19 protein-coding genes are annotated in these 23119 nt (G+C 69.6%); 10 read left to right on the forward strand and 9 right to left on the reverse strand.

The genetic code is table 11. The annotated features are described in order from the left end of the window. Positions 1-36: 36 nt before the first annotated feature. Positions 37-3159 carry an efflux RND transporter permease subunit gene (locus AC6R2M_RS15775; protein WP_500483767.1) on the reverse strand — a complete coding sequence of 1041 codons (3123 nt, stop codon included), beginning with the start codon at positions 3157-3159 and terminating at the stop codon, positions 37-39. Next, entirely contained in the window at positions 3156-4433 is a 1278-nt protein-coding gene (locus tag AC6R2M_RS15780; RefSeq protein ID WP_500483769.1) for an efflux RND transporter periplasmic adaptor subunit, read from the reverse strand. The genes AC6R2M_RS15775 and AC6R2M_RS15780 overlap by 4 nt, the downstream gene beginning before the upstream one ends. Positions 4434-4645: 212 nt before the next feature. Between AC6R2M_RS15780 and AC6R2M_RS15785 the strand changes: the two genes are divergently transcribed. Both AC6R2M_RS15785 and AC6R2M_RS15790 read left to right on the forward strand, forming a co-directional pair. Further along, a complete protein-coding gene (locus AC6R2M_RS15785) occupies positions 4646-5560 on the forward strand; it encodes a diacylglycerol/lipid kinase family protein (RefSeq protein ID WP_500483771.1) in 915 nt (304 codons plus the stop codon). Between the two features lie 172 nt (positions 5561-5732). Beyond that, a complete protein-coding gene (locus AC6R2M_RS15790) occupies positions 5733-7886 on the forward strand; it encodes a TonB-dependent siderophore receptor (RefSeq protein ID WP_500483773.1) in 2154 nt (717 codons plus the stop codon). Positions 7887-7990: 104 nt separating this feature from the next. Here AC6R2M_RS15790 and AC6R2M_RS15795 read toward each other — a convergent pair whose 3' ends face one another. The 4 genes from AC6R2M_RS15795 to exbB form a co-directional block, all read right to left on the reverse strand. Continuing rightward, positions 7991-9757 (reverse strand): ABC transporter ATP-binding protein, encoded by a 1767-nt coding sequence (locus AC6R2M_RS15795; RefSeq protein WP_500483775.1) that lies wholly within the window; start codon positions 9755-9757, stop codon positions 7991-7993. Between the two features lie 119 nt (positions 9758-9876). Then, positions 9877-10812 carry an energy transducer TonB gene (locus tag AC6R2M_RS15800; RefSeq protein WP_500483777.1) on the reverse strand — a complete coding sequence of 312 codons (936 nt, stop codon included), beginning with the start codon at positions 10810-10812 and terminating at the stop codon, positions 9877-9879. After that, positions 10809-11291: a TonB system transport protein ExbD gene (gene exbD / locus AC6R2M_RS15805; RefSeq protein WP_500483779.1), complete on the reverse strand. Its 483-nt coding sequence runs from the start codon at positions 11289-11291 to the stop codon at positions 10809-10811. The genes AC6R2M_RS15800 and exbD overlap by 4 nt, the downstream gene beginning before the upstream one ends. Positions 11292-11295: 4 nt before the next feature. Then, positions 11296-12450, reverse strand: coding sequence for a tonB-system energizer ExbB (exbB, locus tag AC6R2M_RS15810; RefSeq protein ID WP_500483781.1), 1155 nt, complete (start codon positions 12448-12450; stop codon positions 11296-11298). Positions 12451-13099: 649 nt separating this feature from the next. Between exbB and flhA the strand changes: the two genes are divergently transcribed. From flhA to AC6R2M_RS15845, 7 genes are all read left to right on the forward strand, one after another. Continuing rightward, the gene (gene flhA / locus AC6R2M_RS15815; RefSeq protein ID WP_500483783.1) at positions 13100-15226 is read left to right on the forward strand and encodes a flagellar biosynthesis protein FlhA; all 2127 of its coding nucleotides are present in this window, start codon (positions 13100-13102) and stop codon (positions 15224-15226) included. Further along, positions 15223-15978 (forward strand): flagellar biosynthetic protein FliR, encoded by a 756-nt coding sequence (locus AC6R2M_RS15820; protein ID WP_500483785.1) that lies wholly within the window; start codon positions 15223-15225, stop codon positions 15976-15978. Before flhA ends, AC6R2M_RS15820 begins: the two co-directional genes overlap by 4 nt. Then, entirely contained in the window at positions 15975-16376 is a 402-nt protein-coding gene (locus AC6R2M_RS15825) for a hypothetical protein (protein WP_500483787.1), read from the forward strand. Before AC6R2M_RS15820 ends, AC6R2M_RS15825 begins: the two co-directional genes overlap by 4 nt. 25 nt (positions 16377-16401) lie before the next feature. Continuing rightward, positions 16402-16860 carry a rod-binding protein gene (locus tag AC6R2M_RS15830; RefSeq protein WP_500483789.1) on the forward strand — a complete coding sequence of 153 codons (459 nt, stop codon included), beginning with the start codon at positions 16402-16404 and terminating at the stop codon, positions 16858-16860. A 51-nt stretch (positions 16861-16911) separates the two neighbouring features. Then, positions 16912-17265 carry a flagellar protein FlgN gene (locus tag AC6R2M_RS15835; protein WP_500483791.1) on the forward strand — a complete coding sequence of 118 codons (354 nt, stop codon included), beginning with the start codon at positions 16912-16914 and terminating at the stop codon, positions 17263-17265. Next, positions 17262-17750 carry a hypothetical protein gene (locus AC6R2M_RS15840; protein WP_500483793.1) on the forward strand — a complete coding sequence of 163 codons (489 nt, stop codon included), beginning with the start codon at positions 17262-17264 and terminating at the stop codon, positions 17748-17750. Before AC6R2M_RS15835 ends, AC6R2M_RS15840 begins: the two co-directional genes overlap by 4 nt. A gap of 83 nt (positions 17751-17833) precedes the next feature. Further along, positions 17834-19999, forward strand: coding sequence for a DUF1217 domain-containing protein (locus AC6R2M_RS15845; RefSeq protein WP_500483795.1), 2166 nt, complete (start codon positions 17834-17836; stop codon positions 19997-19999). A gap of 4 nt (positions 20000-20003) precedes the next feature. On the opposite strand, the gene AC6R2M_RS15850 is transcribed toward AC6R2M_RS15845, so the two are convergent. After that, positions 20004-20303 (reverse strand): hypothetical protein, encoded by a 300-nt coding sequence (locus AC6R2M_RS15850; RefSeq protein ID WP_500483797.1) that lies wholly within the window; start codon positions 20301-20303, stop codon positions 20004-20006. 355 nt (positions 20304-20658) lie between these two features. On the opposite strand from AC6R2M_RS15850, the gene AC6R2M_RS15855 reads away from it, so the two are divergent. After that, positions 20659-21201 carry a hypothetical protein gene (locus AC6R2M_RS15855; RefSeq protein ID WP_500483799.1) on the forward strand — a complete coding sequence of 181 codons (543 nt, stop codon included), beginning with the start codon at positions 20659-20661 and terminating at the stop codon, positions 21199-21201. Positions 21202-21229: 28 nt separating this feature from the next. On the opposite strand, the gene AC6R2M_RS15860 is transcribed toward AC6R2M_RS15855, so the two are convergent. Together AC6R2M_RS15860 and AC6R2M_RS15865 are read right to left on the reverse strand one after the other, a co-directional pair. Further along, a complete protein-coding gene (locus tag AC6R2M_RS15860; RefSeq protein ID WP_500483800.1) occupies positions 21230-21541 on the reverse strand; it encodes a polyhydroxyalkanoic acid system family protein in 312 nt (103 codons plus the stop codon). Between the two features lie 118 nt (positions 21542-21659). Beyond that, positions 21660-23039 (reverse strand): DEAD/DEAH box helicase, encoded by a 1380-nt coding sequence (locus AC6R2M_RS15865; RefSeq protein ID WP_500487627.1) that lies wholly within the window; start codon positions 23037-23039, stop codon positions 21660-21662. Positions 23040-23119 lie beyond the last annotated feature (80 nt).

Below are 23119 nucleotides of genomic sequence, written 5' to 3' on the forward strand. Positions count from 1 at the left end.
GTTAAAGGGTCGGGCGCGAGAGCGTCCGCCCCTTTCTCATTCGGCGGGGGCCCGCGCCTGCGCCTCGGCCAGCTGCCGCTCCAGCTCGGCCTCGCGCTCGGCGCCCGATTTGGAGAAGCGGGCGAGACCGAGATAGACGACCGGCGTCAGGAAGAGCGTCGCGACCGTCGACAGGCCGAGCCCGCCGACGATGACGTAGCCGAGCGACATGCGCGCCTCCGCCCCCGCCCCGAGCGAGAGGATGAGCGGGACGCCGCCCAGGACCGTCGAGATCATCGTCATCATCACCGGGCGCAGGCGGATGACGCTCGCCTCCTCCACGGCCTCGCGCACGCTGCGGCCCTCGTCGCGCAGCTGGTTGGCGAACTCCACGATCAGGATGCCGTTCTTGGCCATGATCCCGACGAGGAGAACCAGCCCGATCTGCGAATAGAGGTTCAGGCTCTCCCCGAAGAAGGAGAGCGCGAAGACCGCGCAGGCGAGCCCGAAGGGCACGGTCGAGATGATGATGAGCGAGGAGACGAAGCTCTCGAACTGGGCGGACAGGACGAGGAAGACGATGAGGAGCGCGATGGCGAAGACGATGGTCACGCCGCTCGACGTCTCCTGCAGGGCGGCGGCCTCGGCGAGCGGTACGAGGACCATGCCGTCGGGCAGGCGCTCGGCCGCGAAGGCGCGCAGCTCGTCCCAGCCCTCCTGCACCGTCAGGCCCGTGGAGAGGTCGGCCGACATGGAGACCGCGCGCGACTGGTCCTCGCGCGCCAGCGAGGGCGCGATCGCCTCCTCCTCCATGCTCGCCACGCTCGACATCGGGATCATGCGCCCGTCGCCGGCGCGCAGGAAGATGTTCTGGAGGTCCGACGGGTCGAGCACGGGCTCGGCGGTGGAGACGAGCCGGATCGGCACCGAACGGTCCTCGACGAAGGTCGTGGCGATCTCGCGCCCGTCGAGGAGGGACTGCATGGCGGTGGCGATGCCGTCGATGGCGATGCCGAGATCGGCGGCGCGGCGTCGGTCGATCCTGACCGAGAGCTGCGGCTGCGTGGCGTCGAAGGAGAGTTCGGGCGTGCCCCAGCGCCCGTCGGCCGCCATCGCGTCGCGCAGATCCTCCGCCGCGTCGGCGATGGCGTCGTAGTTCGAGCCGGTGATCGCGAAGCTGAGGCCGCGCCCGCCGCCGCGGATGCCGAGCGAGTTGGGCTGGATCGCCCGCGCCGAGACGCCGGGAATGTCGGCGAAGGCCGCGTTGATCTCGCCGACGATCTCGCCTTGGCTGCGCTCGCGGTCCCGCCAGTCGGCCAGCGGCATGACGAGGAAGGCGCGATTGCCCGTGCCGAGCCCGACGCGGGAGAGGATCGTCGTCGCCTCGCCGCTCGCCACATAGGGGTCGAGCACCGCCTCCACCGCCCGCATCTGGGCGTCGGTGTAGTCGAGCGACGCGCTCTGCGGCGCCGAGACGCTCATCAGGACGACGCCCCGGTCCTCGTTCGGCGTCAGCTGGCTCGGCAGGGCCTGGAAGACGACGAAGGCCGCCATGGCGAGAACGGCACAGGCCGCGACGACGGCGACCGGGAAGGCGAGGGCGAGCCGCAGGAGGCGCCTGTAGAGGCCCGCGGCACGGTCTCCGAAGCGGCCGATGGCGCGCTTCGCGGGTCCGGGCTCGCGCTGCCGGCCGATCAGGCGCGAGGCCAGCATCGGGCAGAGGGTCAGCGCGATGAAGGAGGAGATCGTCACCGAAATGGCGAGGACGAAGCCGAACTCGCGGAAGAGCCCGCCCGCGACGCCCGGCAGGAAGGAGATCGGCACGAAGACCGCCGCGAGCGTCGCCGTGGTCGAGATGATGGCGAAGAAGACCTCGCGCGCGCCCAGCACGGCCGCCGCCTGCGCGCCGAGCCCCATGGCGCGGCGGCGCACGATGTTCTCCAGGACGATGATCGCATCGTCGACGACGAGGCCGGTCGCCAGCACCAGCGCCAGGAGCGTGATGATGTTGAGCGAGAAGCCGGCGAGATAGATGCCCGCAAGGACACCGACGAGCGCGATCGGAATGGTGAGCGCGGGGATGAGCGTCGCCCGCATCGACAACAGGAAGAGGTAGATGACGGCAACGACGATGAGGATCGACAGGACCAGCGTCGAGCGCACCTCCTCCAGCGCGCCGTTGATGAAGATGGCCTCGTCGGAGGTCACGATCACCTGCGTGCCGTCCCGCATCTGCTCGTTGATCTGCGCCGCGGCCTCGCGCACCCCTTGCGAGATCGCGATGGTGGACGAGCCGGCCTGCCGCAGGATGTCGAGGCCGATGCCGGTCTGTCCGTTGACGCGCAGATAGGAGCCCGCCTCGTCCGGGCCGAAGCGAACGTCGGCGACGTCGGAGAGGCGCGTCGAGGCGTCGAGCATGATGGCGGCGAGATCGGCCGGGTCGCTCACCGAGGCGTCGGCGCGCACGACGAGCGTCTGGCGCGACGACCCCAGCGATCCCGCCGGCGCGTCGAGCGCGGCATTGGAGAGCGCCGCCGTCACGTCGGCGACCGTCAGGCCGCGCGTCGCCAGCTGGTCGGGGCGGATATCGACGAAGATCTGGCGCTCGCGATCGCCGGAGAGCTGGACCGCTGCGACGCCCTCCACCGCCGCCAGCCGGTCGGAGATGCCCTCGTCGACGAGCGTCGTCAGGTCCTCGATCGCGAGATTGGGCGAGAGCACGGCGAGGCGCATGATGGCGTCCGCGTCGGCGTCCGCCTTCACGATGCGCGGCTCCTCCACGTCGTCGGGAAGCTGGCGCACGACGCTCGACACCGCCTCGCGCACGTCGCTGGCCGCGACGTTCAGGTCCGTCGAGGTCGAGAATTCGATGGTGACGCGGCTGGAGCCGAGCCGGGAGGTCGAGGAGAGCGAGACGATGCCGGGGACGCGCGCGACGGCGCCCTCGATCGTCGAGGTCACCTGCTGGTCGATCACCTGCGGGGAAGCGCCGCTGAAGTCGGTCGTGACCGAGATGACCGGACGATCGACGTTCGGCAGCTCGCGGATCTCCACGCCCTGGAAGGCGGCGAAGCCGGCGACGACGATCAGGAGGTTGACGACGATCGTCAGGACCGGGCGGCGGATGAAGAGCGAGGTGAACTTGGTGAGCGCGTCGGTGGCGCCGTCCCTGGCCGTCACCGTGCGACCTCGGCGGCGTTCGCACCCGCGCCGAAGGCCGCGCGGCGCGACGGGTCGGCGCCGGCCCGTTCCGCCCCGCCCGCGCCGGGCGCGTCGGCGACGGGCGCGCCCGCGACACCGCCCGCGTCCTCGGGGTTGCGCACCCTCACGCTCACGCCCTCGCGCAGCGACTGGATGCCTTCGACCACCACCGCTTCGCCTTCGGAGAGGTCGTCCGAGGCGACGAGGAGGCGGTCGACGTTGCGCTCCACGATCCGGACCTCGGCCTTGGTGGCCGTCCCGTCGCGCACGCGCCAGACATAGGGGCCGGTCCGCTCCCACTGGACCGCGAGCGGATCGACCGACAGGAACTCCTGCCCCGGCAGCGCCAGCTCGATCGAGAAGGACATGCCCGGGCGCAGATCGTCGGCCTCGTTGTCGAGCAGGGCCTCGACGCGAAGCGTCCGGCTGGCTTCGTCGATCCGGCTGTCGATCGCGGAAATCTCGCCCTCGTAGACCGTGCCCGAGCGCGTCGTCGGCATGGCGCTGAGCGGCTGGCCGACGGACAGGTCGGAGACGAAGCCCTCCGGCGCGTTGAAGGCGACCTTGAGCCGCGCGCGGTCGTCGATCGTGGCGATCAGCGTCGAGTTGCCGACGAGGGCGCCCGTGTCGATGGAGGTCAGGCCGACGCGCCCGCCGATCGGTGCGAGGACGCTGCGGCGCTCCAGCGCGATCTCGGCGGCGCGCAGATCGAGCCGTGCGGTCTGCAACGCGCGCTCCACCTCCTGAAGCTGCACGGCCGTGACGGCGGCCGAGGAGGAGAGCGAGCGGTAGCGCTGCAGCTGCTCCTCGGCGGCCGAAAGAGCGATCCGGGCGCGTTCGACCGCGAGCTCCTGGTCGGCGCTCTCCAGCCGCGCGAGCACGTCGCCGGCCGCGACCAGCGTTCCGGGCCGCACGCTCACTTCGGTGACGATGCCGGCGGCGTCGGGATAGACCTGCACCGAGCGCTCGGCCTCGCCGGTGCCCACGGCGCGAAGGCGGTCCCGCGTCACCAGCGGCCGCGCCGCATCGACGACGACGAGCGGATCGCCGGCCGGGCCGCGACGGCCCTGCGTCGGGCCGACGCGCTCCACCGGCGCCGGGGCGATCGCGGCGACGACGGGATGAAGCGCCTGGGGGAGCGGGCTGCCCTCGGCCGTCAGGGTGGCGCCGACCGAAGGGTCGAGCCGGATCCAGACCACGCCCGCGATCGCGAGGACGGCGAGCGTGACGACGCCCTGCTTCCAAATTCCCATGTCACGCCTTCTCGTCGCGGGCCGCTCCCGTCCCGCCATCATCGTCCCCCGACAATGAGGATAGGCGAAGGCGGCCGAAGGCACCCCATAAAGTTTCGTAAGGTCGGCGAAGCGCGGCCCCGATGTCCTTTGCCGCCCGCGCGCCTATCTCCCGGACGATGGCTCGGCTGCCCTGCCGCGCGAACTCCATTGGCCGCGAGGACGAAACTGCGATGAAGGTGCATGCGATCCTCAACCGCGACGGCGGCACGCTGAAGACGACGGACCTCGCCGTCCTCTCCAGGCTGATCGAGGACGAGTTCCGGCTTCACGGCCACGAGATCGAGGTCGAGGTCGTCGCCGGACAGGACGTGGTCGGGGCGATCGGCGGCGCGGGCCGGCGCGAGGACATCGACGTCCTTCTCGTCGGCGGAGGCGACGGCACGGTCTCCTGCGCCGCCGCGACGCTGATGGATCGGCGCACCGCGCTCGCCATCCTTCCGGCCGGGACGATGAACCTCTTCGCCCGCAGCCTGCAGATCCCGCTCGCCCTTCAGGAGGCCGTCTCGGCGCTCGCCGGCGGGCGCGTCACCGCCGTCGACATCGCGACCGTGAACGGCAAGCCCTTCGTCCACCAGTTCTCGGTCGGCCTGCATGCCCGCATGGTCCGCGCCCGCGAATCCCTCGACTACGGGTCGCGCATCGGCAAGATGTGGGCCTCGACGCGCGCCATCGTCACCACGCTGCGAAGCCTGCCTCTGGTCCACATGGAGATCGAGATCGACGGCAAGCGCCAGCGCATCCAGAGCCCGGCCATCGCCGTCTCCAACAATCTCTACGGCGAGGGCCATCTGCCCTTCACCGACGAGCCGCAGGCCGGGCAGCTCGGCATCTACATCTGCCGGACCGACAACATCACGGCCGTCTCGAAGCTGGCGCTCGACATCCTGCGCGGCGCCTGGCGCGGCAACCCGGCGCTCGCGATCCTCACCGCCAGGACGATCAAGATCGACGCCACCCTGTCGAAGGCAAGCGGCCGCGCGGTGCGCGACGGCGAGCTGGTCGATCTCGAGCCGAGCTCCGAGGTCAAGATCCATCCCCGCGCGCTGCGGGTGCTCGTCCCGCAGGACGCGACGCTGTCGGACTGATCCGCCCGATCCGAGCGCCGCTCCGTCACATCGCCGCCACACTCGCCCTTCCGGGCGTGCCGCTGGGCAGGACATAAGTTGACTCGGGCGATCCAGTTAAACTAGCGCTTTCGGGCCGGTGCCTCGGGGGCTTTCGCATCGGCGACCGCCTGCCGAGCCTCGGGACATCGCCATGACCATCCTTCCCCGCCGCGCCGCCGGGCGCAGCCTTCTCGTCTCCACGGCGCTCTTCGCCGGGCTCCTGCCGGCGAGTGCGCAACAGAGCGTGACGCTCGACACCGTCGTGGTGGAGGGCGGCGTTCTCGGCGGCACGGGCACCGGCCCGTTCACCGGCTACGTGCCGGCCGCGAGCGTCAGCGCCGGCAAGAGCGACCTGCCTCTGATTGAAACGCCGCAGGCCGTCAGCGTGGTGGGCGCCGAGCAGATCGCCGACCAGGGCGCACGGTCCGTCACCGAGGCGACGCGCTATTCGCCCGGCATCCGCTCCGAAACCTTCGGCGCCGACCCGCGCAACGACTGGTTCCTGATCCGCGGCTTCCCCTCGCAGGTGAACAGCTACTTCCTCGACGGGCTGCAGCTCCAGTCGAGCGCCTTCGCGACCTGGAAGGTGAACCCCTACCTGCTCGACCGCATCGACATCCTGCGCGGCCCCTCCTCCGCGCTCTACGGCTCGTCCAATCCGGGCGGCCTCATCAACCTCCAGTCCAAGCGCCCGGTCATGGCCAACACCGGCGAGGTCTCGGTCGGCGTCAACGAGTTCGGCAATGTCTGGAGCGGCATCGACGTCAACGGCGTGAACGCCGACGGCACGCTCGGCTACCGGATCGTCGCGACGGGCAATGCCGGCGACACGAAGGTGGACTTCACCGAGGACGACCAGTTCGCGCTCCTGCCCTCGATCACCTGGTCGCCGGACGCGAGCACCAGCCTCAACCTGTACGCGCACCTCTCCAAGGCCAAGACGAACGGCCAGAACTTCCTGCCTTACGAGGGCACCGTCGTGGATGCCCCGTTCGGGCGCATTCCCCGCTCGCTCTTCACCTCCGAGCCGGACGTGGACGAGTTCGACCGCGAGCAGGCGATGGTTGGCTACGAGTTCAGCCATTCCTTCAACGACGCCGTGACCGTGCGCCAGAACCTTCGCTACGGCGAGCTGGCGGTGGATTTCCGCACGGTCTACGGCCTCGGCTATGTCGATCTGGACGGCGACTTCCTCGGCGATCCGGCGAGCGGCCTCCTCTCGCGCGGCGACTTCAAGACGCAGCCGCGCATTGACCTCTTCAACGTCGACAACCAGCTCGAATGGGCGGTGGAGACCGGGCCGGTGGCCCACACCTTCCTGTTCGGGCTCGACTACCGGCACTTCGACTTCGACGAGGATGCCGGCTTCGCGATGGCGCCGCCGCTGGACCTTCGCAGCCCGTCCTTCACCGGCGCGCCGGGCGTCGATTCACGCTACGCCCTCGGCTCCACGCGGCAGGAGCAGCTCGGCTTCTACGCGCAGGATTCGATCCGCTACGGCAATCTCGGCCTTCTCCTGTCGGGCCGCTACGACGACGTCTCGACCCGCACGGACGACCGGCTCTTCGGCGGGCGCTCCGAGACGTCGGACGGCGAGTTCTCGGGCCGCGCCGGCCTCATCTACAATTTCGAGAACGGCCTGGCGCCCTATGCCAGCGTCTCGCGCTCCTTCCTGCCGCTCGTCGGCACGGAGGGCCTGTCGGGCGACCCGCTGAAGCCGGAGACGGCCACGCAGTACGAGGCGGGCATCAAGTACCAGCCGGAGAGCTGGGGCGGCAGCCTGATCGGCGTCTCGGTCTTCGACCTGACGCGCGAGAACTTCACGACGACCGACGGCACGCTCTTCAACCGCCAGATCGGCGAGGTGAACTCCACCGGCGTCGAGTTCGAGGCGGTCGGCCAGATCACCGACGCCCTGAAGGTGACCGCGGCCTACACCTTCCACGACGTCGAGGTGGAGGCCGGCGCCCCGACCGAGATCGGCCGTCGCCCGACCGCGACGCCGGACCAGTTCGGCTCGCTCTGGCTCGACTATTCGGTGCTCTCGGGCAATCTCGAGGGCCTGAGCGTCGGAGGCGGCGTGCGCTATGTCGGCTCGTCCTACGCCGACATCGACAACACGCTGAAGGTTCCGGACGTGTGGCTGGCGGATGCCGCGATCCGTTACGAGAAGGGCAATTACGCCGCGGCCCTGAACGTCTCGAACCTCTTCGACGAAGAGTTCGTCGGTTCGTGCTCCTCGCCGACCGCCTGCTTCTACGGCGACGCGCGCGAAGTGAAGGCGACCTTGACCTACAAGTGGTGAGGCCGGGCGCCGGGGTCCTCCAGCCCGGCGTCGAACGGACCTGAAACGAAGAAGGCCCGGCGGATCGTCCCCGCCGGGCCTTCTTCGTTCGTTCTCCGGCCGGATCAGGCGGAAAAAGCAGGCGCGCCGACGAGATCGGCCTGCGTCTCGCGGTGGCCGGCCTCCTGGGCCCGCACCAGCCGCGCATAAGCGCCGCCGCGCACGACGAGTTCGCTATGGCTCCCGGTCTCGGCGATCCGCCCGCCCTCCACCACGACGATGCGGTCCGCATGGCGGATCGTCGACAGACGGTGGGCGATGACCAGCGTGGTGCGCCCGGCCGAGAGTTCGGCCAGCGAGCGCTGGATCGCCCGCTCCGTCTCGGTGTCCAGCGCCGAGGTCGCCTCGTCGAGGATCAGGATCGCCGGGTCCTTCAGGAACATGCGCGCGATGGACAGGCGCTGCTTCTGCCCGCCCGAGAGCTTCACGCCGCGCTCGCCGACAACCGTGTCGAGCCCGTCGGGAAGGTTCGCGACCATCTCCTCCAGATGGGCGCGTGCGATCGCCGCCTCGATCTCGGCCTCGCCGGCATCGAGCCGCCCATAGGCGACGTTCTCGCGCACCGTACCGCCGAAGAGGAAGACGTCCTGGCTGACGACGCCGATCCGGCGCCGCAGCGAATCCAGCGTCACCTCGCGGATGTCGTGCCCGCCGATGCGGATCGCCCCACCGGTGACGTCGTAGAAGCGCGGCACCAGCGAGCAGATCGTGGTCTTGCCCGCGCCGGAGGGACCGACGAAGGCGACCGTCTCGCCCTCGCGGATTGTCAGGTCGATGCCTGCCAGGACCGAGCGCCCGCCCTTGTAGGCGAAGCGGACGTCCTCGAAGACGATGTCGCTCTTCGCCTCGGCCGGCAGAGGCCGGGCGCCCGGCGTGTCGGCGATGTCGGGCTCGGTGTCCAGAAACTCGGTGTAGCGGCGGAAGCCCGCGATGCCCTTCGGATAGGTCTCCAGCACCGCGGCGATCTTCTCGACAGGGCGGAAGAAGACGCCGACGAGGAGCAGGAAGCCGACGAAGCCGCCGTAGGAGAGCTCGCCCTGGATCACGTACCAGGTGCCCGCCACCATCACGATCACCTGCGTCAGGCGCATCGAGAAATAGTTCAGCGACTGCGAGACGGCCATGATCCGGTAGGCGTCGAGCTTGCGGTCGCGATAGGCGCGGTTGTTGACCGCGAAGAGGCTGCGCTCGTGCTCCTCGTTGGCGAAGGCCTTCACCACGCGGATGCCGCCGACATTCTCCTCGATGCGCGCGTTGAAATCGCCGACCGAGGCGTAGATCGAGCGCCAGGTGGCCGCCATGCGCGTGCCGTAGCGCGTCGTGACATAGGCGCCGACCGGGACCACGATGCCCGTGATGAGCGCCAGGTCCACATGGATCGAGAGCATCAGCGCGAAGGCGCCGAGGAAGGTCATGACGGCGATGAAGAGGTCTTCCGGGCCGTGATGGGCGATCTCGCCGATCTCCTCCAGATCCTTGGTCAGCCGGCCGACCAGATGCCCGGTCTTGACGTTGTCGAAGAAGCCGAAGGACAGCTTCTGCAGATGGTCGAAGGCCCTGCGGCGCATCTCCGTCTCGATGTTGATGCCGAGCATGTGGCCCCAATAGGTGACCACGGCCATCAGGCCGGTGTTGAGGACGTAGATCGCCATGAGCCCGGCCGAGGCGAGCAGGATCAGCGTCCAGTCGCCCGAGGGAAGCAGCCGGTCGATGAAGAGCTGGACGGCGAGCGGGAAGCCGAGCTCCAGGAGGCCGGCGAGGATCGCGCAGCCGAAATCGAGCGCGAAGAGCCCCTTGTAGGGGGTGTAGTAGGCGAAGAAGCGCTGGAGCATGTCGTCATTCCCGGATGGCGCGATGTCTCGCGCCGGCGCAGAAAACTCACCCCGCACCGCAAGGTTTTCCCGTATCAGTCCCGGCGCGCCGCCGCCAATCCCTCGTCGCCGAACGGGCGTCAGTCGAAGCGGATCGGAACCGTCAGCGAGACCGACCGTCCGCCCGGCGGCACCGGGAACGGGCCGGCGCGCCCGACGAGCGCCACCGCCGCCTGATCGAGCACGGGGCTGCCCGAGGATCGCGCGAGGCGCACGCCCGAGGCCGCGCCATTGGCGGAGATCGTGAAGGAGACGACCGCCGTGCCGCGCCCGCCGCCGGGCGGGGTCCGGCGCGCCCGGTTGAGCCGGGCCTGCACCTGCGCCTGCCACTGCTGCTGCGCGGCGCGGGAGACCGGCGCGCCCTGCGAGGCCTGCTGGCGCTGCTGGCCCTGGCTCGCGGCCGAGGGCGGGGGCGCCTGTCGGCGCTGCTGCGCCTGCTGACGCTGCGGCTCGGGCCGACGCTGCTCGCGGCGCGGCTGCTCGCGCGGCCGCTCCGGCTCGACGCGGCGCGGCGGCGGGTTCGGCCGCATGGTCGGGAGCGGAATGGCGTCGACGCGCAGTTCCTCCTCCGGTGTCGGCTCGGGCTCGGGTTCCGGGAGCGGCTCCGGTTCTGGTTCCGGCTCGGGCTCGGGCTCGGGAACGAGTTCCGGCTCCGGTTCGGGAAGCGGCTCCACGACCGGTTCCGGTTCCGGCTCCACGACCGGTTCGGGTTCCGGCTCGACGACCGGCTCGGGTTCGGGTTCCGGCTCCACCACCTCCTCGGGCGCCTCGACGGGTTCCTCCGCCTCCTCCGGCACGTCGGTCGGCGCGATCTCGGGCGCGGCGGCGGGCGGCGCGAGCTCGATCAGGACGGCCGCCTCCGGCGCACCCTGGGGCGGCAGGTCGGGCTGGCGCGCGAGCAGCGTCCAGGCGCCCATCGCGTGGACGCCGAAGACGACACCGGCCGCGAGCGTCCAGCGCAGGGCCGCGCCGGTTCGCGAGCCGGTGAGGGCGGCGCCGTGGAGGTTGGCCGTCATGGCGCGGTCGGCGCGCCCGCGCGGGCCGCCTGGGCGGCGCGTGCCGCCTCGACGGCGGCGGCCGGGTCCTCCGCGCCCACGAGACCGATGCGCAGATAGCCCGCCGTGCGAAGGTCGTTCATCACGTTCATCAGATCGGCATAGGCGACGGCGCCGTCCGCGCGCAGGAAGACGCGCTCCTCGCGATTGCCGCCCGTGCGGCGGTCGAGCGCGGCGCTCAGCGCCTCGGCGGTCACCGGCTCCTCGCCGAGCGTCAAAGAGAGGTCCTGCTGCACGGTCAGGAAGATCGGCTCGTCCGGCCGCTCCTGCGGCGGCGCGTTGGAGGTCGGCAGATCCACCGGCACGTCCACCGTCGAAAGGGGCGCTGCCACCATGAAGATGATCAGGAGGACCAGCATCACGTCGATGAACGGCGTGACGTTGATCTCGCTCATCTCGTCGGCTTCGTCGTCGCCCCCGCTCTTCAGGTTCATCCCCATCGGATCACTCCGCCGGCTGGGCGTAGGGCGAGCCTTGGCCGGCGTCGCGCCGGTCGAGGTCGCGCGAGAGATGGCGCATCACCGCCGCCGAGCCGTCCGCGAGGATCGCGCGATAGCCGGCGATCGAACGCGAGAAGGCGTTGTAGATGATGACGGCGGGGATCGCCGCGACGAGGCCGATGCCGGTGGCGAGCAGCGCTTCGGCGATGCCGGGCGCCACGACCGCCAGATTGGTCGTGTTGGTCTCGGCGATGCCGATGAAGGAGTTCATGATGCCCCAGACCGTGCCGAACAGGCCGACGAAGGGGGCGGTCGAGCCGATCGTGGCCAGGATGCCGGTGCCCCGCGACATCTGACGGCCGGAGCGGGCCTCGATGCGCTGCAGGGCGACGGCGACGCGCTCCTTCACCCCGTCGGCCGGAAGCCGGCCGGAGAGTTCGCTTTCGGAGGCCGCCGTCAGGGCGAGCGCCGCGACGGGTCCCCGCCTCAGCGGCTTGCGACCCTCCTCGATGGCCCCGCGAAGGCTACCCGCGCGCTCGATCCGCGCCACCTGCGACCGCGCCCGGCGCTTGGCCAGCGCCAGTTCCAGCGCCTTGGCGAGCCAGATGGTCCAGGTGACGAAGGAGGCGAAGACGAGGCCGATCATCACGGCCTGGACCACCCAGTCGGCGGCCATGAACATGCCCCAGGGCGACAGATCGTGGGCCATGGCGGCTCCGGCGACGTCGCCGGTCTCGACGTCCACGGCTTCGCTAGCAGCCAGGGGCTCGGCGGCGGGCTCGGCCGAAGGCGCCTCTGCGGCCTCCGGCTGCGCGGAAACGACAGGCTCGGCCGGTGCCGCCTCGCCCGCTCCGGTCGGGGCGGCGGGCGGGGACGGCGGAGCGACGGTCGAGGATGAGGGTTCCGTGGTCGGGGCGGGCGTCGCGGCGGAACCTGCATCGGGCTGCGACGGCGCCGCGTCGGGCTGTGGAGCGACGGCGCCCGGCAGGCTCGTTTCGGGGGCGTTCGCCTCCGGCGCGCTCGTCTGCGGCGCGCCGGCTTCGGGCACCGGCTGGCCCGGCGCGGCATCCTGAGCGAACGATCCGGTGGCCACGACCGCGGCGACGGCCAGAACGATCGCGCCGGCCACGTGCCGGCGCAGGAAGGACGACAAGATCATCGTTGCCCCTTTAGGGGCGGAGGGACCGGACCTCCGCTGGCATCCCCGCCATCCGGAGCGTTCGGCGGCCGGTCGCGCGCCTCTTCGGGTCGGGGGTCGCCTGCGGACTATAAATCCTGATGACCCGAGTCAAGTTAGTCGACGGGTCCGGGGCCGATTTCTATAGATCTTGCAAAATGTTAGAGGAATTCCAAACTAGACGATCCGACGCTGGGCGGCGCGTAGCGCTTCGCTTCCCTTGCGGCCGGTCGGGGTATCGTTCGCCGCATCCGCGCTTCGGGGTTTTCGCGGCGCGAGCGCGCCATCCCGCTCGCGCAGCGCCGAAAGAGAGAACGGAGCGCGCATTTCGTCCCACGACGCGGCCGAGGGCTCGATCGGCTGCAACCCGTTCTCACCGATCCCGGAATGAATGTTCCGACGCGAAATTGAGCACATTGCCTGTTCTCCCTGCGCCTCCAAGCCAGAAGATAGGCAACGGGTTCCGGCATGCCGAATCCTTCAATCGATTAGCGCCGAACACGTTTCGATGAAGGTCGCGACGCGATGGCCGCGGGCGGGCGCTCCGACAGCCCCGCAAAAGTTAACGGAACGATAAGCGGGACGCCGGGACTGCGCTCGACCCGGCGCAGGGGTTCCGGGGATCCGACACATGGCCGTCGATACGCTGAAGATCGCGGGGAGCGCCTCCCCCGTCGCCGCCTCGCTCGGGGCCGCCAAGGCCGGGCGACGCTCGGCGCGCGACATCGGCTTCGCCTTCGGCATCGTCTTCATCCTCGCGGTTCTCTTCGTTCCGATTCCGCCCATCCTGATCGATCTCGGTCTGGTGCTTTCGATCGCGCTCTCCGTGCTCGTCCTGATGGTCGCGCTCTGGATCCAGAAGCCGCTGGAGTTCTCGGCCTTCCCGACCGTCCTACTCATCGTCACCATGCTGCGTCTGGCGCTGAACGTCGCGACCACGCGCGTCATCCTTTCGCACGGCAACGAGGGCGTGAACGCGGCCGGGCACGTGATCGGCGGCTTCTCCAACCTCGTCATGGCCGGCGATTTCGTGATCGGCCTCGTCGTCTTCGCCATCATCATCACGGTCAACTTCCTCGTCATCACCAAGGGCGCGACGCGCATCGCGGAAGTGGGCGCGCGCTTCACCCTCGACGCCATCCCCGGCAAGCAGATGGCGATCGACGCCGATCTCGCCGCCGGCCTTCTCGACGACAAGCAGGCGCAGGCGCGCCGCCGCGAGCTCGAGGAGGAAAGCTCCTTCTTCGGCTCAATGGACGGCGCGTCGAAATTCGTGCGCGGCGACGCGATCGCCGGCATCATCATCACCACCGTCAACATCTTCGGCGGCATCATCATCGGCATCACCCGCCACGGCATGGACGCGGGCAGCGCCGCCGACGTCTTCGTCAAGCTGTCGGTCGGCGACGGCCTGGTCACGCAGATCCCGGCGCTGATCGTCTCGCTCGCGGCGGGCCTTCTGGTCTCCAAGGGCGGAACGCAGGGCGCGGCCGAGGCGACGGTCATGCGCGCCCTCGGCCTCTATCCGCGCGCGCTGGCGGTCGCCGGCATCCTGATGGGCGTGCTCGCCGTCCTGCCGGGTCTGCCCTTCCTGCCCTTCGCCATCATCGGCTCGGTTCTCGGGCTCGCGGCCTATCTCATTCCGCGCAACCGCGCGGCGGAAGAGGCGCGGGTCGACGCCGAGCGTGCCGACGCGGAGGAGAAGGCGGCGGAGGTCGAGCGCCAGTCGGTCAAGGAATCGCTGAAGATCGTCGAGGTCGAGCTCGTCCTCGGCAAGCAGGTCTCGGCGCAGCTCGCCTTCCAGCGCGACGAGCTCGCCAGCCGCGTCCAGAAGATGCGCCGCCGCTTCGCCTCGCGCTTCGGCTTCATCGTGCCGCAGATCAAGCTCTCCGACGACCTCGCCACCGATCCGCGCTCCTACGAGATCAAGATCCACGGCACCTCGACCGCCAGCCAGGAGCTGCGGCTCGGCGATCTTCTGATCGTCCTCGGCGAGCAGGCCCCGCCGGACATTCCGCACGACCTGACCAAGGAGCCGGCCTTCGGCCTGAAGGCCGCCTGGATCTCGGAGACCTTCGCCAGCGCCGCCCGCCGCGCCGGCTTCGAGCCGGTCGACACGCTGTCGATCATTCTGACCCACCTCTCCGAGGTCATCCGCAACAACCTCTCCCAGCTCCTGTCCTACAAGGACATGCGCGCGCTGCTCGACCGGCTGGAACCGGAGTACAAGCGGCTGACGGAGGAGATCGTCCCCGCCCACATGTCCTATTCGGGACTGCAGGCGGTTCTGAAGCTGCTCCTGGCCGAGCGCGTCTCGATCCGGAACCTGACGCTGATCCTGGAGGCGATCGCCGAGATCGCGCCGCATGTGCGCCGCTCGGAGAAGATCGTCGAGCATGTGCGCATGCGTATGGCCCAGCAGATCTGCGGCGACCTCATGGTCAAGGGGCAGCTTTCGGTGCTGCGCCTCGGCAACCGCTGGGATCTCGCCTTCCATCAGGCGCTCAAGCGCGACGCCAAGGGCGACGTCATCGAGTTCGACATCGACCCCCGCCTCGTCGAGGACTTCGCCGCCGAGGCGACCAAGATCATCCGGGAGAAGACCGCCGAGGGCGAGAACTTCGTCCTCGTCGCCTCGCCGGACGCCCGCCCCTATGTGCGCATGATGATCGAGCGCATCTTCGTCCATCTCCCGGTGCTCTCGCATCTGGAGATCGCACGCGGCGTCGACATCAAGGCCATCGGCTCGATCTCATGAGCGCGGAGGCGTCGACGGTCCTTCTCGGGCTGTTCCTGGTCTTCTGCCGGGTGGGCTCCTGCCTGATGCTGCTGCCGGGCTACGCCAGCTCGAACATCCCGGCGCAGATCCGGCTCTTCGTCGCCATCGCCCTGTCGCTGGCGATCTCGCCCATGCTCCTGCCCGAGCTCCTGCCCGTGGTGCGCGGCGCCGACGACGCGGCCCGGCTGAGCCTCATCATGGGCGAGATCCTGAACGGCGCGATGATCGGCCTCTTGGGCCGCGTCTTCATCCTGGCCCTGCAGTTCATGGCGAACTTCATGGCCTTCGCCGTCGGCATGGGCCAGGGCTTCGGCACGCCGATGGACGAGGCCGAGCCCGTCCCGGCCGTCGTCTCGCTCATCACGCTGACCGCCACCGTGATGATCTTCTCCTTGAACCTCCACGCGGAGGTCGTCTCGGCGATCATCGCCTCCTACATGACGCTGCCCGTGGCGCTCGGCTTTTCGCCGCGCGCGGGCCTCGTCGCTTTGACCGACAATCTCGACGACACGTTCCGCCTGGCGCTGCGCATCGCCAGCCCCTTCGTCGTCTACGCCGTCGTCGTCAATCTCGCGGTCGGCATCGCCAACAAGCTGACGCCGCAGGTGCCGATCTACTTCATCTCCCTGCCCTTCGTGCTGGCGGGCGGGCTCATCCTCCTCGGCTTCTCGATCGGCGAGTTCCTCACCGAGTTCCTCGCTGCCTTCCGCAGCTGGGTGCTGAACGGATGAGCGCCTCGCGCGCCGACCGGCTGGAGCGGCTGCGCGCCCTGCAGGGCCGTCGCCGCGAGATGGAGGAATGGCGGCTGGCGACGCTGGAGCGGCGCGCCGGCGAACTGAAGGCCGAGGCCGAGGCGATCCTCGAAAGTCTCGGCGCCCACTCCCCGCTCTCTGGCCTGTTCCTGGAGGCGAAGGCCCAGCGCCTGCGCCGCAAGGAGGCCGAGCGTGCCGAGACCCTTCGCGAGGCCGAGGCCGTCCGCACGTCCGCACGCGAGATCGCGGCGACCGAGAAGCGGCTGGAGCGGCTCGGCCTGCAGGCGCGCGCGAGCGAGAACGCCGAGGCCGAGAGCCGGAGCCTCGCCGACATTCTCGACGCCCATCTCGCGTCGCAGCGCGCAAGCCTCGAATAAGCGGCCGGGCTTACATCCTTCAGTCATGACGATCGAAGCCCTGACCACGCTCTCGCGCTCCATCGAAGCGCTCGCCACCGAACGGACGAAGCCCGCCGCGGCACCGGCCGCCGGTGGCGCCGCCGGCGCCGATTTCGAGCGGGCGCTGGACGCGGCGGCCATGCGGCCGGTCGAGGCCAAAGGTCACCAGAGCGGCAAGCCGGACGATCTCGAGCAGTTCGAGGGCTTCGTCCTTCGCACCTTCGTGGAGGCCATGCTTCCCAAGGAGGGCACGAGCTTCTTCGGCTCGGGCACGGCCGGCGGCATCTGGCGGTCCATGATGGCCGAGCGGCTCGGCGAGGAGCTGGCGGCCGGCGGCGGGATCGGCATCGCCGACCTCCTGCGCGACCAGGCGAACGCCTCGGCGTCGGCCGGGCGCGAGGATCTGCGCGCCGAAGCCGACCGGGCGCTCGCCCAATCCGCACGGACGCTGCCGACGCCCTGATCCGCATCGCATACCTGACATTCCAGTTCTGTTCCTTCGGAGTACCACCACTTGGAAGCGGTTCTCACCCAGGCCATCAATCGTCTCGAAGCCGTTCTCGCAGGAGAGACGATCGCGCTGCGCGCCGGCCGCCAGCTCGACCTCGGCGAAACGAGCAACCGCAAGAACCAGAGCCTTCTGGAGCTCACCCGCATCGCGCGCGGCATAGAGCCCGGCACGATGTCGGACGCGCTGCGCTCCCGGATGGGCGTCCTGCGCGAGCGCCTGGAGGACAACAGCCAGCTTCTGCGCCTCCACATGGAAGCCACCGGCGAGATCGCCGGCATCATCGCCCGCTCCATGGCCGAGGCCGATTCCGACGGCACCTACGCCGCCTCGGCCCACGGAGTCGTCACCCCGCGATGATCAAGATCCTCGGTCTCGGCATCTGGGTGCTTCTCGTCGCGGTCGGCTCCTCCTACGTGACGGCGTCGGTGCGCGAGAACGCGGCCGTGGCCGGGGACGAGCCGACCTATTTCGCCGGCCTGGACTACCGGCGCACCGAGGGCATCTCGGTGCCCATCATCGCCGACGCGCAGATCCGCGGCTACGTGCTCGCCCGCTTCGTCTACACGATCGACGGCAAGCTCGTCGCGACCATGGCCGTGCCGCCGGACCCCTTCGTCGTCGACGAGGCCTTCCGCTCGATCTACTCGGTCGAGGGCTTCGACTTCGAGAACCCCGAGCGCTACGACCTTCCCGCGCTCACCGGCTCGATCCGCGACGCGGTGAACGCGCGCTTCGGCTCCAACATCGTGCGCGAGGTGCTGGTCGAGCAGTTCGACTATCTGCCGAAGAACGAGCTCGGCGGAGAGGGCGCGCGCCAGATGCTCGACCAGCGGGCAGGGTAAAGAATCCCGTAATGTCTTTTCGTTAAGCATGTCGCGAACGCGCCGCCGCCCGGCGCGACGCCTCTCCTCGCGGGAAGTCCTCCATGCTCTCCACGCTCGCGAACTACAAACTCCTCGTCGGCGACATGACGAAGACGCTGGCGCGCGTCGAGGCGCAGGGCAACGTCGCGCGCGACGCCGCCTATTACCGCGACAAGATCGGAACGGTCCGCACCGTCGACGATCTGATGGGCGACTACCGGCTCTACTCCTATGCGCTGAAGGCGCACGGGCTGTCCGAGCAGGTCTCCTCGCCCGGCTTCGTGCGCAAGATCCTGGAAAGCGACCTCGCCGATCCGCAGAGCTTCGCCAACCGCCTGTCCGACCCGCGCTACCGCGCCTTCGCGACCGCCTTCGACTTCCAGACGGCATCGGCGACGACCGGCATCCAGAGCCAGGCCCAGACCGACCGGCTGGTCGAGGCATATTCCGAGCATCTGGTGCGCGGCGGCGCGAACGCGGCGCAGAAGGCGGAGACCTTCCAGACGAGGATCGCCCGGGTCGGCTCGGTCGACGAACTGCTGGCCGATCCCGACCTCTTCGCGATGGTCGCCAAGGTCGCCGGCCTCGACCCGGCCTTCGCCTCTAAATCCTTCATGCGCGCGGTCCTGACGGGCGGCGACATCGGCGCGACGACCTCCACGGGCTTGGCCTATCTGTCCGGCGCCTTCGACTTCGCGCCCGACGGAAGCCTGAAGCCCGGCGGCGCCGCGCAGACCCCGGCGCAGACCGCCGAGTTCGTCTCGCGCTACTTCTCCGCCGTCGGCCAGTCGACCAGCCCCCAGGCCGCGGCCTTCGACGCGCGCCATTTCGAGAAGGCCGCCCTTTCCGCCGCACGCGTCGAGGACCTCGTCGGCGACCCGACCGTCCTGCGTGTGCTCCGGCTGGCGGCCGGTCTCCCGGACGTTCCCTCCTCCGCCGACGTTCTGGTGAACCTCATCTCGCTGCCGGCGGACGATCCGAAGAATCCGCTCGCGCGGCTCACCGGCACGGACGCGACCAGCCAGGCGCAGCGCGAGAAGCTTCTGGCGGTCAGGGCCGCGTTCGACTTCTCGCACGGTGCGGGCACCGACCCCGTCACCGACCCCCAGCGGATCGCCGGGCTCGTCGATCGCTTCCACGATGCCCATCCGAAGGCCGATCCGAACCAGATCACGCTCCAGACCAATTCGTTCCGCGTCGCCTTGTCCAAGATGGATACGGTGAACGACCTTCTCTCGCGCGACTTCACCGGCCGGCGGCAGGCGCTCGACTACGTCCTCAAGGCCTTCGACATCGACCCCTCGACGCAGAGCCTGTCGAAGATCCGTCAGGTCCTGACGAGCGATCCGTCCGACCCGAACTCCTTCGTGCGCTCGCTCAAGGACGAGCGCTACGAGAGGCTCGCCGCCGCCTTCAATTTCGGACCGGACGGCAAGGCCGCGCCCGAGCGGCTGGCGCAGTCGGTGCGCGCCTCGCAGGAGACCGCGACGCTCTATGCCAAGAGCTTCGGCGCCGACCAGAGCGAGGCGACGAAGGCGGATATCCGCAAGGCGACGGTCAACTATCTGGAGGCCATCGGCGGCATCCGCTCGCTCGACGACATCCTCTCCAACCGGACCGTCCTCGACTACGCGCTGAAGGCGCACGGGCTCGACGGCGAGAAGCTGTCCACGCGCGACATCTCGAAACTTCTGACGAGCGACCTGACCGACCCGGACAGCTTCGCCCGGTCCTTCGGCGACAAGCGCTACACCGACTTCGCGGGCAGCTTCCGCTTCCAGGCGGACGGGCGGATCGGAAGCGGCGGCAGCGGGGCGCAGGATTCGGGCGATGTCTTCACCACCCAGAACCTCTACCTCCTGAACATGCTGGAGGAGCAGGCGGGGGAGACGAACGAGGGCACGCGCCTCGCTCTCTATTTCCTGCGCAAGTCGCCCGGCATCACCAACGCCTTCTCCATCCTCGCCGACAAGGCGCTCTTCGAGGTCGTGCGCACCGCGCTCGGCCTGCCGCAGCAGATGTCGCAGCTCGACATCGATCGTCAGGCGAAGATCCTGGAAAGCCGTCTCGACTTTTCGGACTTCAAGGACGCCAAATCGCTCGACCGGTTCATCGGGCGTTTCGCCACGCTCTACGACATGAACAACGGGGCGGGCGGGGCGTCCGACCCCGTCCTGCTTCTCTTCGGCGGCGGCGGCAATTCGAGCGGTATCGCGGGCCTGTTCTGAACGGTCAGCGGACCGCGTAATAGGGCCCGGCGGCGGCCAGGAAGTCGCGCGTGCCCATCGGCCCGCTTCCCTCGGCAAGGCTCAGGCCCGCCTCGTCTCCCCGCTCCCAGACCGTGCGCGAGAAGAAGCTCTCGCGCCCCGCCTCGTCGATGAGGCGGAAGGCCTCCGGCACGCTCTCGGACCCGAGGACGCGGATGCGCGCGCCTTGCGCGGAACGGTCGAGGATCAGGCAGTCGGCGACGAAGGTGCCGTCCATGGCGAGGATCTTGCCCGGACGCAGGCGCGTGCGCGTGCGTCCGTCCATCCGTCGCTCATCCGTTCGTTCCGTCATCCCGGCCTTCCTGAGGCGTCCCTTGCATCCGTTCGAACGCTCGAACGCTCGCCCGACCTCTTCGATCCGGCGCGTCGCGAGCCGAACTCGGGCGCCGCGAAACGCTATGGGCCCGATCTAGCGCGGAATGTCCCGGTCAGCGCGCAAGGGACCCGCGCGACGCCGTGAAAAGCTTATGGGATCGTTAATCGGCGTGTTTCGGCAAGGATTCGCAAACCATGCGGAGCGATTGAGCTCCGAGCGCGCTCCACCTTGCGCGCACGCTTAACGAATGCCGTCCATCCTGTCCGGGTTTCGACCGAACGGTTCCGAACCTGGACCCACGCCCATGCCGCAGCCCCGCGCCGCCAATGCCCTTTCGAGCGCCTCCTTCGCCGATCTCGCGCGGGAGGCCGTGCGCCGTATCGATGCCAAGCTCGCCTGGCTTCCGGACGGCACGCGCTGGACGAAGGTGGACTGGGCACTCTCGATCGTCGTGCTCGGCCTCGCGATCGGCTCGACCGGCTTCTTCACGGCCACCTACAGCGTCTTCTCCAACGACCCGGACTACTATTCGCGCCGCGCCATTGCGGCGCTGGAAGCCCGCGCCGTCGATCCGATCGAGACGGGCGCCATCGGCGGAGGCGCCGCCGCGCCCCACGATCCGGCGGAAGGCGCCCTCCCCGTGCCGGTTCTCGTGCGGCAGCCGCCGCTCGCCCCCTCCGACTACGAGATCGTGATGATCTTCGGCGGCGAGGCGTTCCTGGCGAGCCCGCGCGAGCTGTTCCGCGCGCGCGTCGGGACGGTCCTGCCGGGGCTCGGCAAGCTCATGGCTCTCGACGGCAACACGGTGCGCTTCGAGAGGGCGACGCTGGAGGCCGTGGAGCGCTGAGCGCGCTCCCGGATCCGTCCGCGCGCGGCTACTTCTTCTCAAGGAGGATCTGACCCTCCTTGCGGATCTTGCCCGTCAGCTTCTCGGCGATGGACGCCAGGAAGGCCGGCAGGTCGATCTCGACATGGACATGGTCCTCCAAGACGTCCAGCCGCCCGGTGACGGACTGCATCATGACCTTGGCCCGGAAATCGAGCCGGTCGCCGGTCCACACGTCCTCGAACTTCACCATGCCCCCGGTCGCGTCCGAGCGGATGCGGTCGAAGCCCTTGGCGATCCGCTCGCGGGCCTCGGCGCGCGTCAGCTTGTGCGGAATGTCGATCGTCACGGTCTCGGCCATCGGCGCGTCTCCTCGCATGTGCCGGGCGCATATGGCCGTTCGCGGCCGGCGATGCAACGAGAAAGGGGCGCCCGAAAGCGCCCCCCGTCATCCGTCACGACCGATCCGGATGACCGGATCAGGCCTCGGAGCCGCCGTTGCCGCCGGCACGACGCCGGTTGCGGTTGCGCGGCGCGTCGGGCCTCGCCGAATCGGCACGGACCGGAGCGCGGGCGCCGTCGCCCTGCGGCTTGCCGCGGCGCTCGCCGGGCTTGCCGCCGCGCGGGGCCTTGGACGCATTGCCGCCGGGGCGCGCGTTGCGATGACCCGGACGCCCGGCGTTCGGGCGCGGCGCGCGCGGCGCGTCGGCCGGAAGGGCGGCCAGGGCCGCCGCGTCCATGAACTCGGTCGGCTTCACGTCGAACTTCAGGCCCGTGAGCTTCTCGACCTGGCGCAGCTTGGAGCGCTCCGACGGATCGCACAGCGTGATCGCGATGCCGGACTTGCCGGCGCGGGCCGTGCGGCCGATGCGGTGGACGTAGCTCTCCGGCTCTTCCGGCAGGTCGAAGTTCACCACATGGGTAATGTCGTCGACATGGATGCCGCGCGCCACGATGTCGGTGGCGACCAGCACCTTGAGCTTGCCCGAATGGAACTCGCCGAGCGCCTTCTGGCGGGCGCCCTGGCTCTTGTTGCCGTGGATCGCCAGCGCCTCGATGCCGGCCTTGCCGAGATCCTCGGCGAGGCGGTTGGCGCCGTGCTTGGTGCGCGTGAAGATCACCGTCTTGTCGAAGCCGGGCAGGCTCTTGATCAGCCAGTGCTTTTTGGCCTTCTGCGGCACCAGGAAGACGCTCTGGTCGATCTTCTCGACCGTCACGACCTCCGGCGTCACCTCGACGCGGATGGGATCGGAGAGGATCTCGTTCGCCAGCGAGGCGATGTTCTGCGGCATGGTCGCCGAGAACAGGAGCGACTGACGCTTCTTCGGCACGAGCTTCATGATCCGCTTGATGTCGCGGATGAAGCCCATGTCGAGCATGCGGTCCGCCTCGTCGAGGACGAGGTGGCTGATCTCGGAGATCGAGAGCGCCTTCTGCTCGATGAGGTCGAGCAGGCGGCCCGGCGTGGCGATGACGATGTCCACGCCCTTGCGGGCCGTGTCGATCTGCGGACGGATCGACACGCCGCCGAAGACCGTCATGTGGGTGATCTTGGAGCCGTGCGTGAAGCCCTTCACGTTCTCGGCGATCTGTATCGCGAGTTCGCGGGTCGGCGCCAGCACCAGCACCTTGGTCGTGCCGGGCTTGGGACGGCCGCCCTTCTCCAGAAGGGCGTTGAGGATGGGCAGCGAGAAGGCGGCGGTCTTGCCGGTGCCCGTCTGGGCGATGCCGAGGACGTCGCGGCCCTTCAGGACGGCGGGAATCGCCTGTCCCTGGATCGGCGTCGGAACGGTGATCTCCATGCGGTCGAGCGCGGAGAGGAGCGCGTCGGCGAGGCCGAGCGACTGGAAATTCGAAATGGACAAAATAGGCTTTCGTAGAGCTGCAGCCGCCTCGCTCATCTTGGCGAACGGTGACTGCGGGGCGGCCGATCGTCCTC

The organism is Aureimonas sp. CAS (assembly GCF_059838215.1).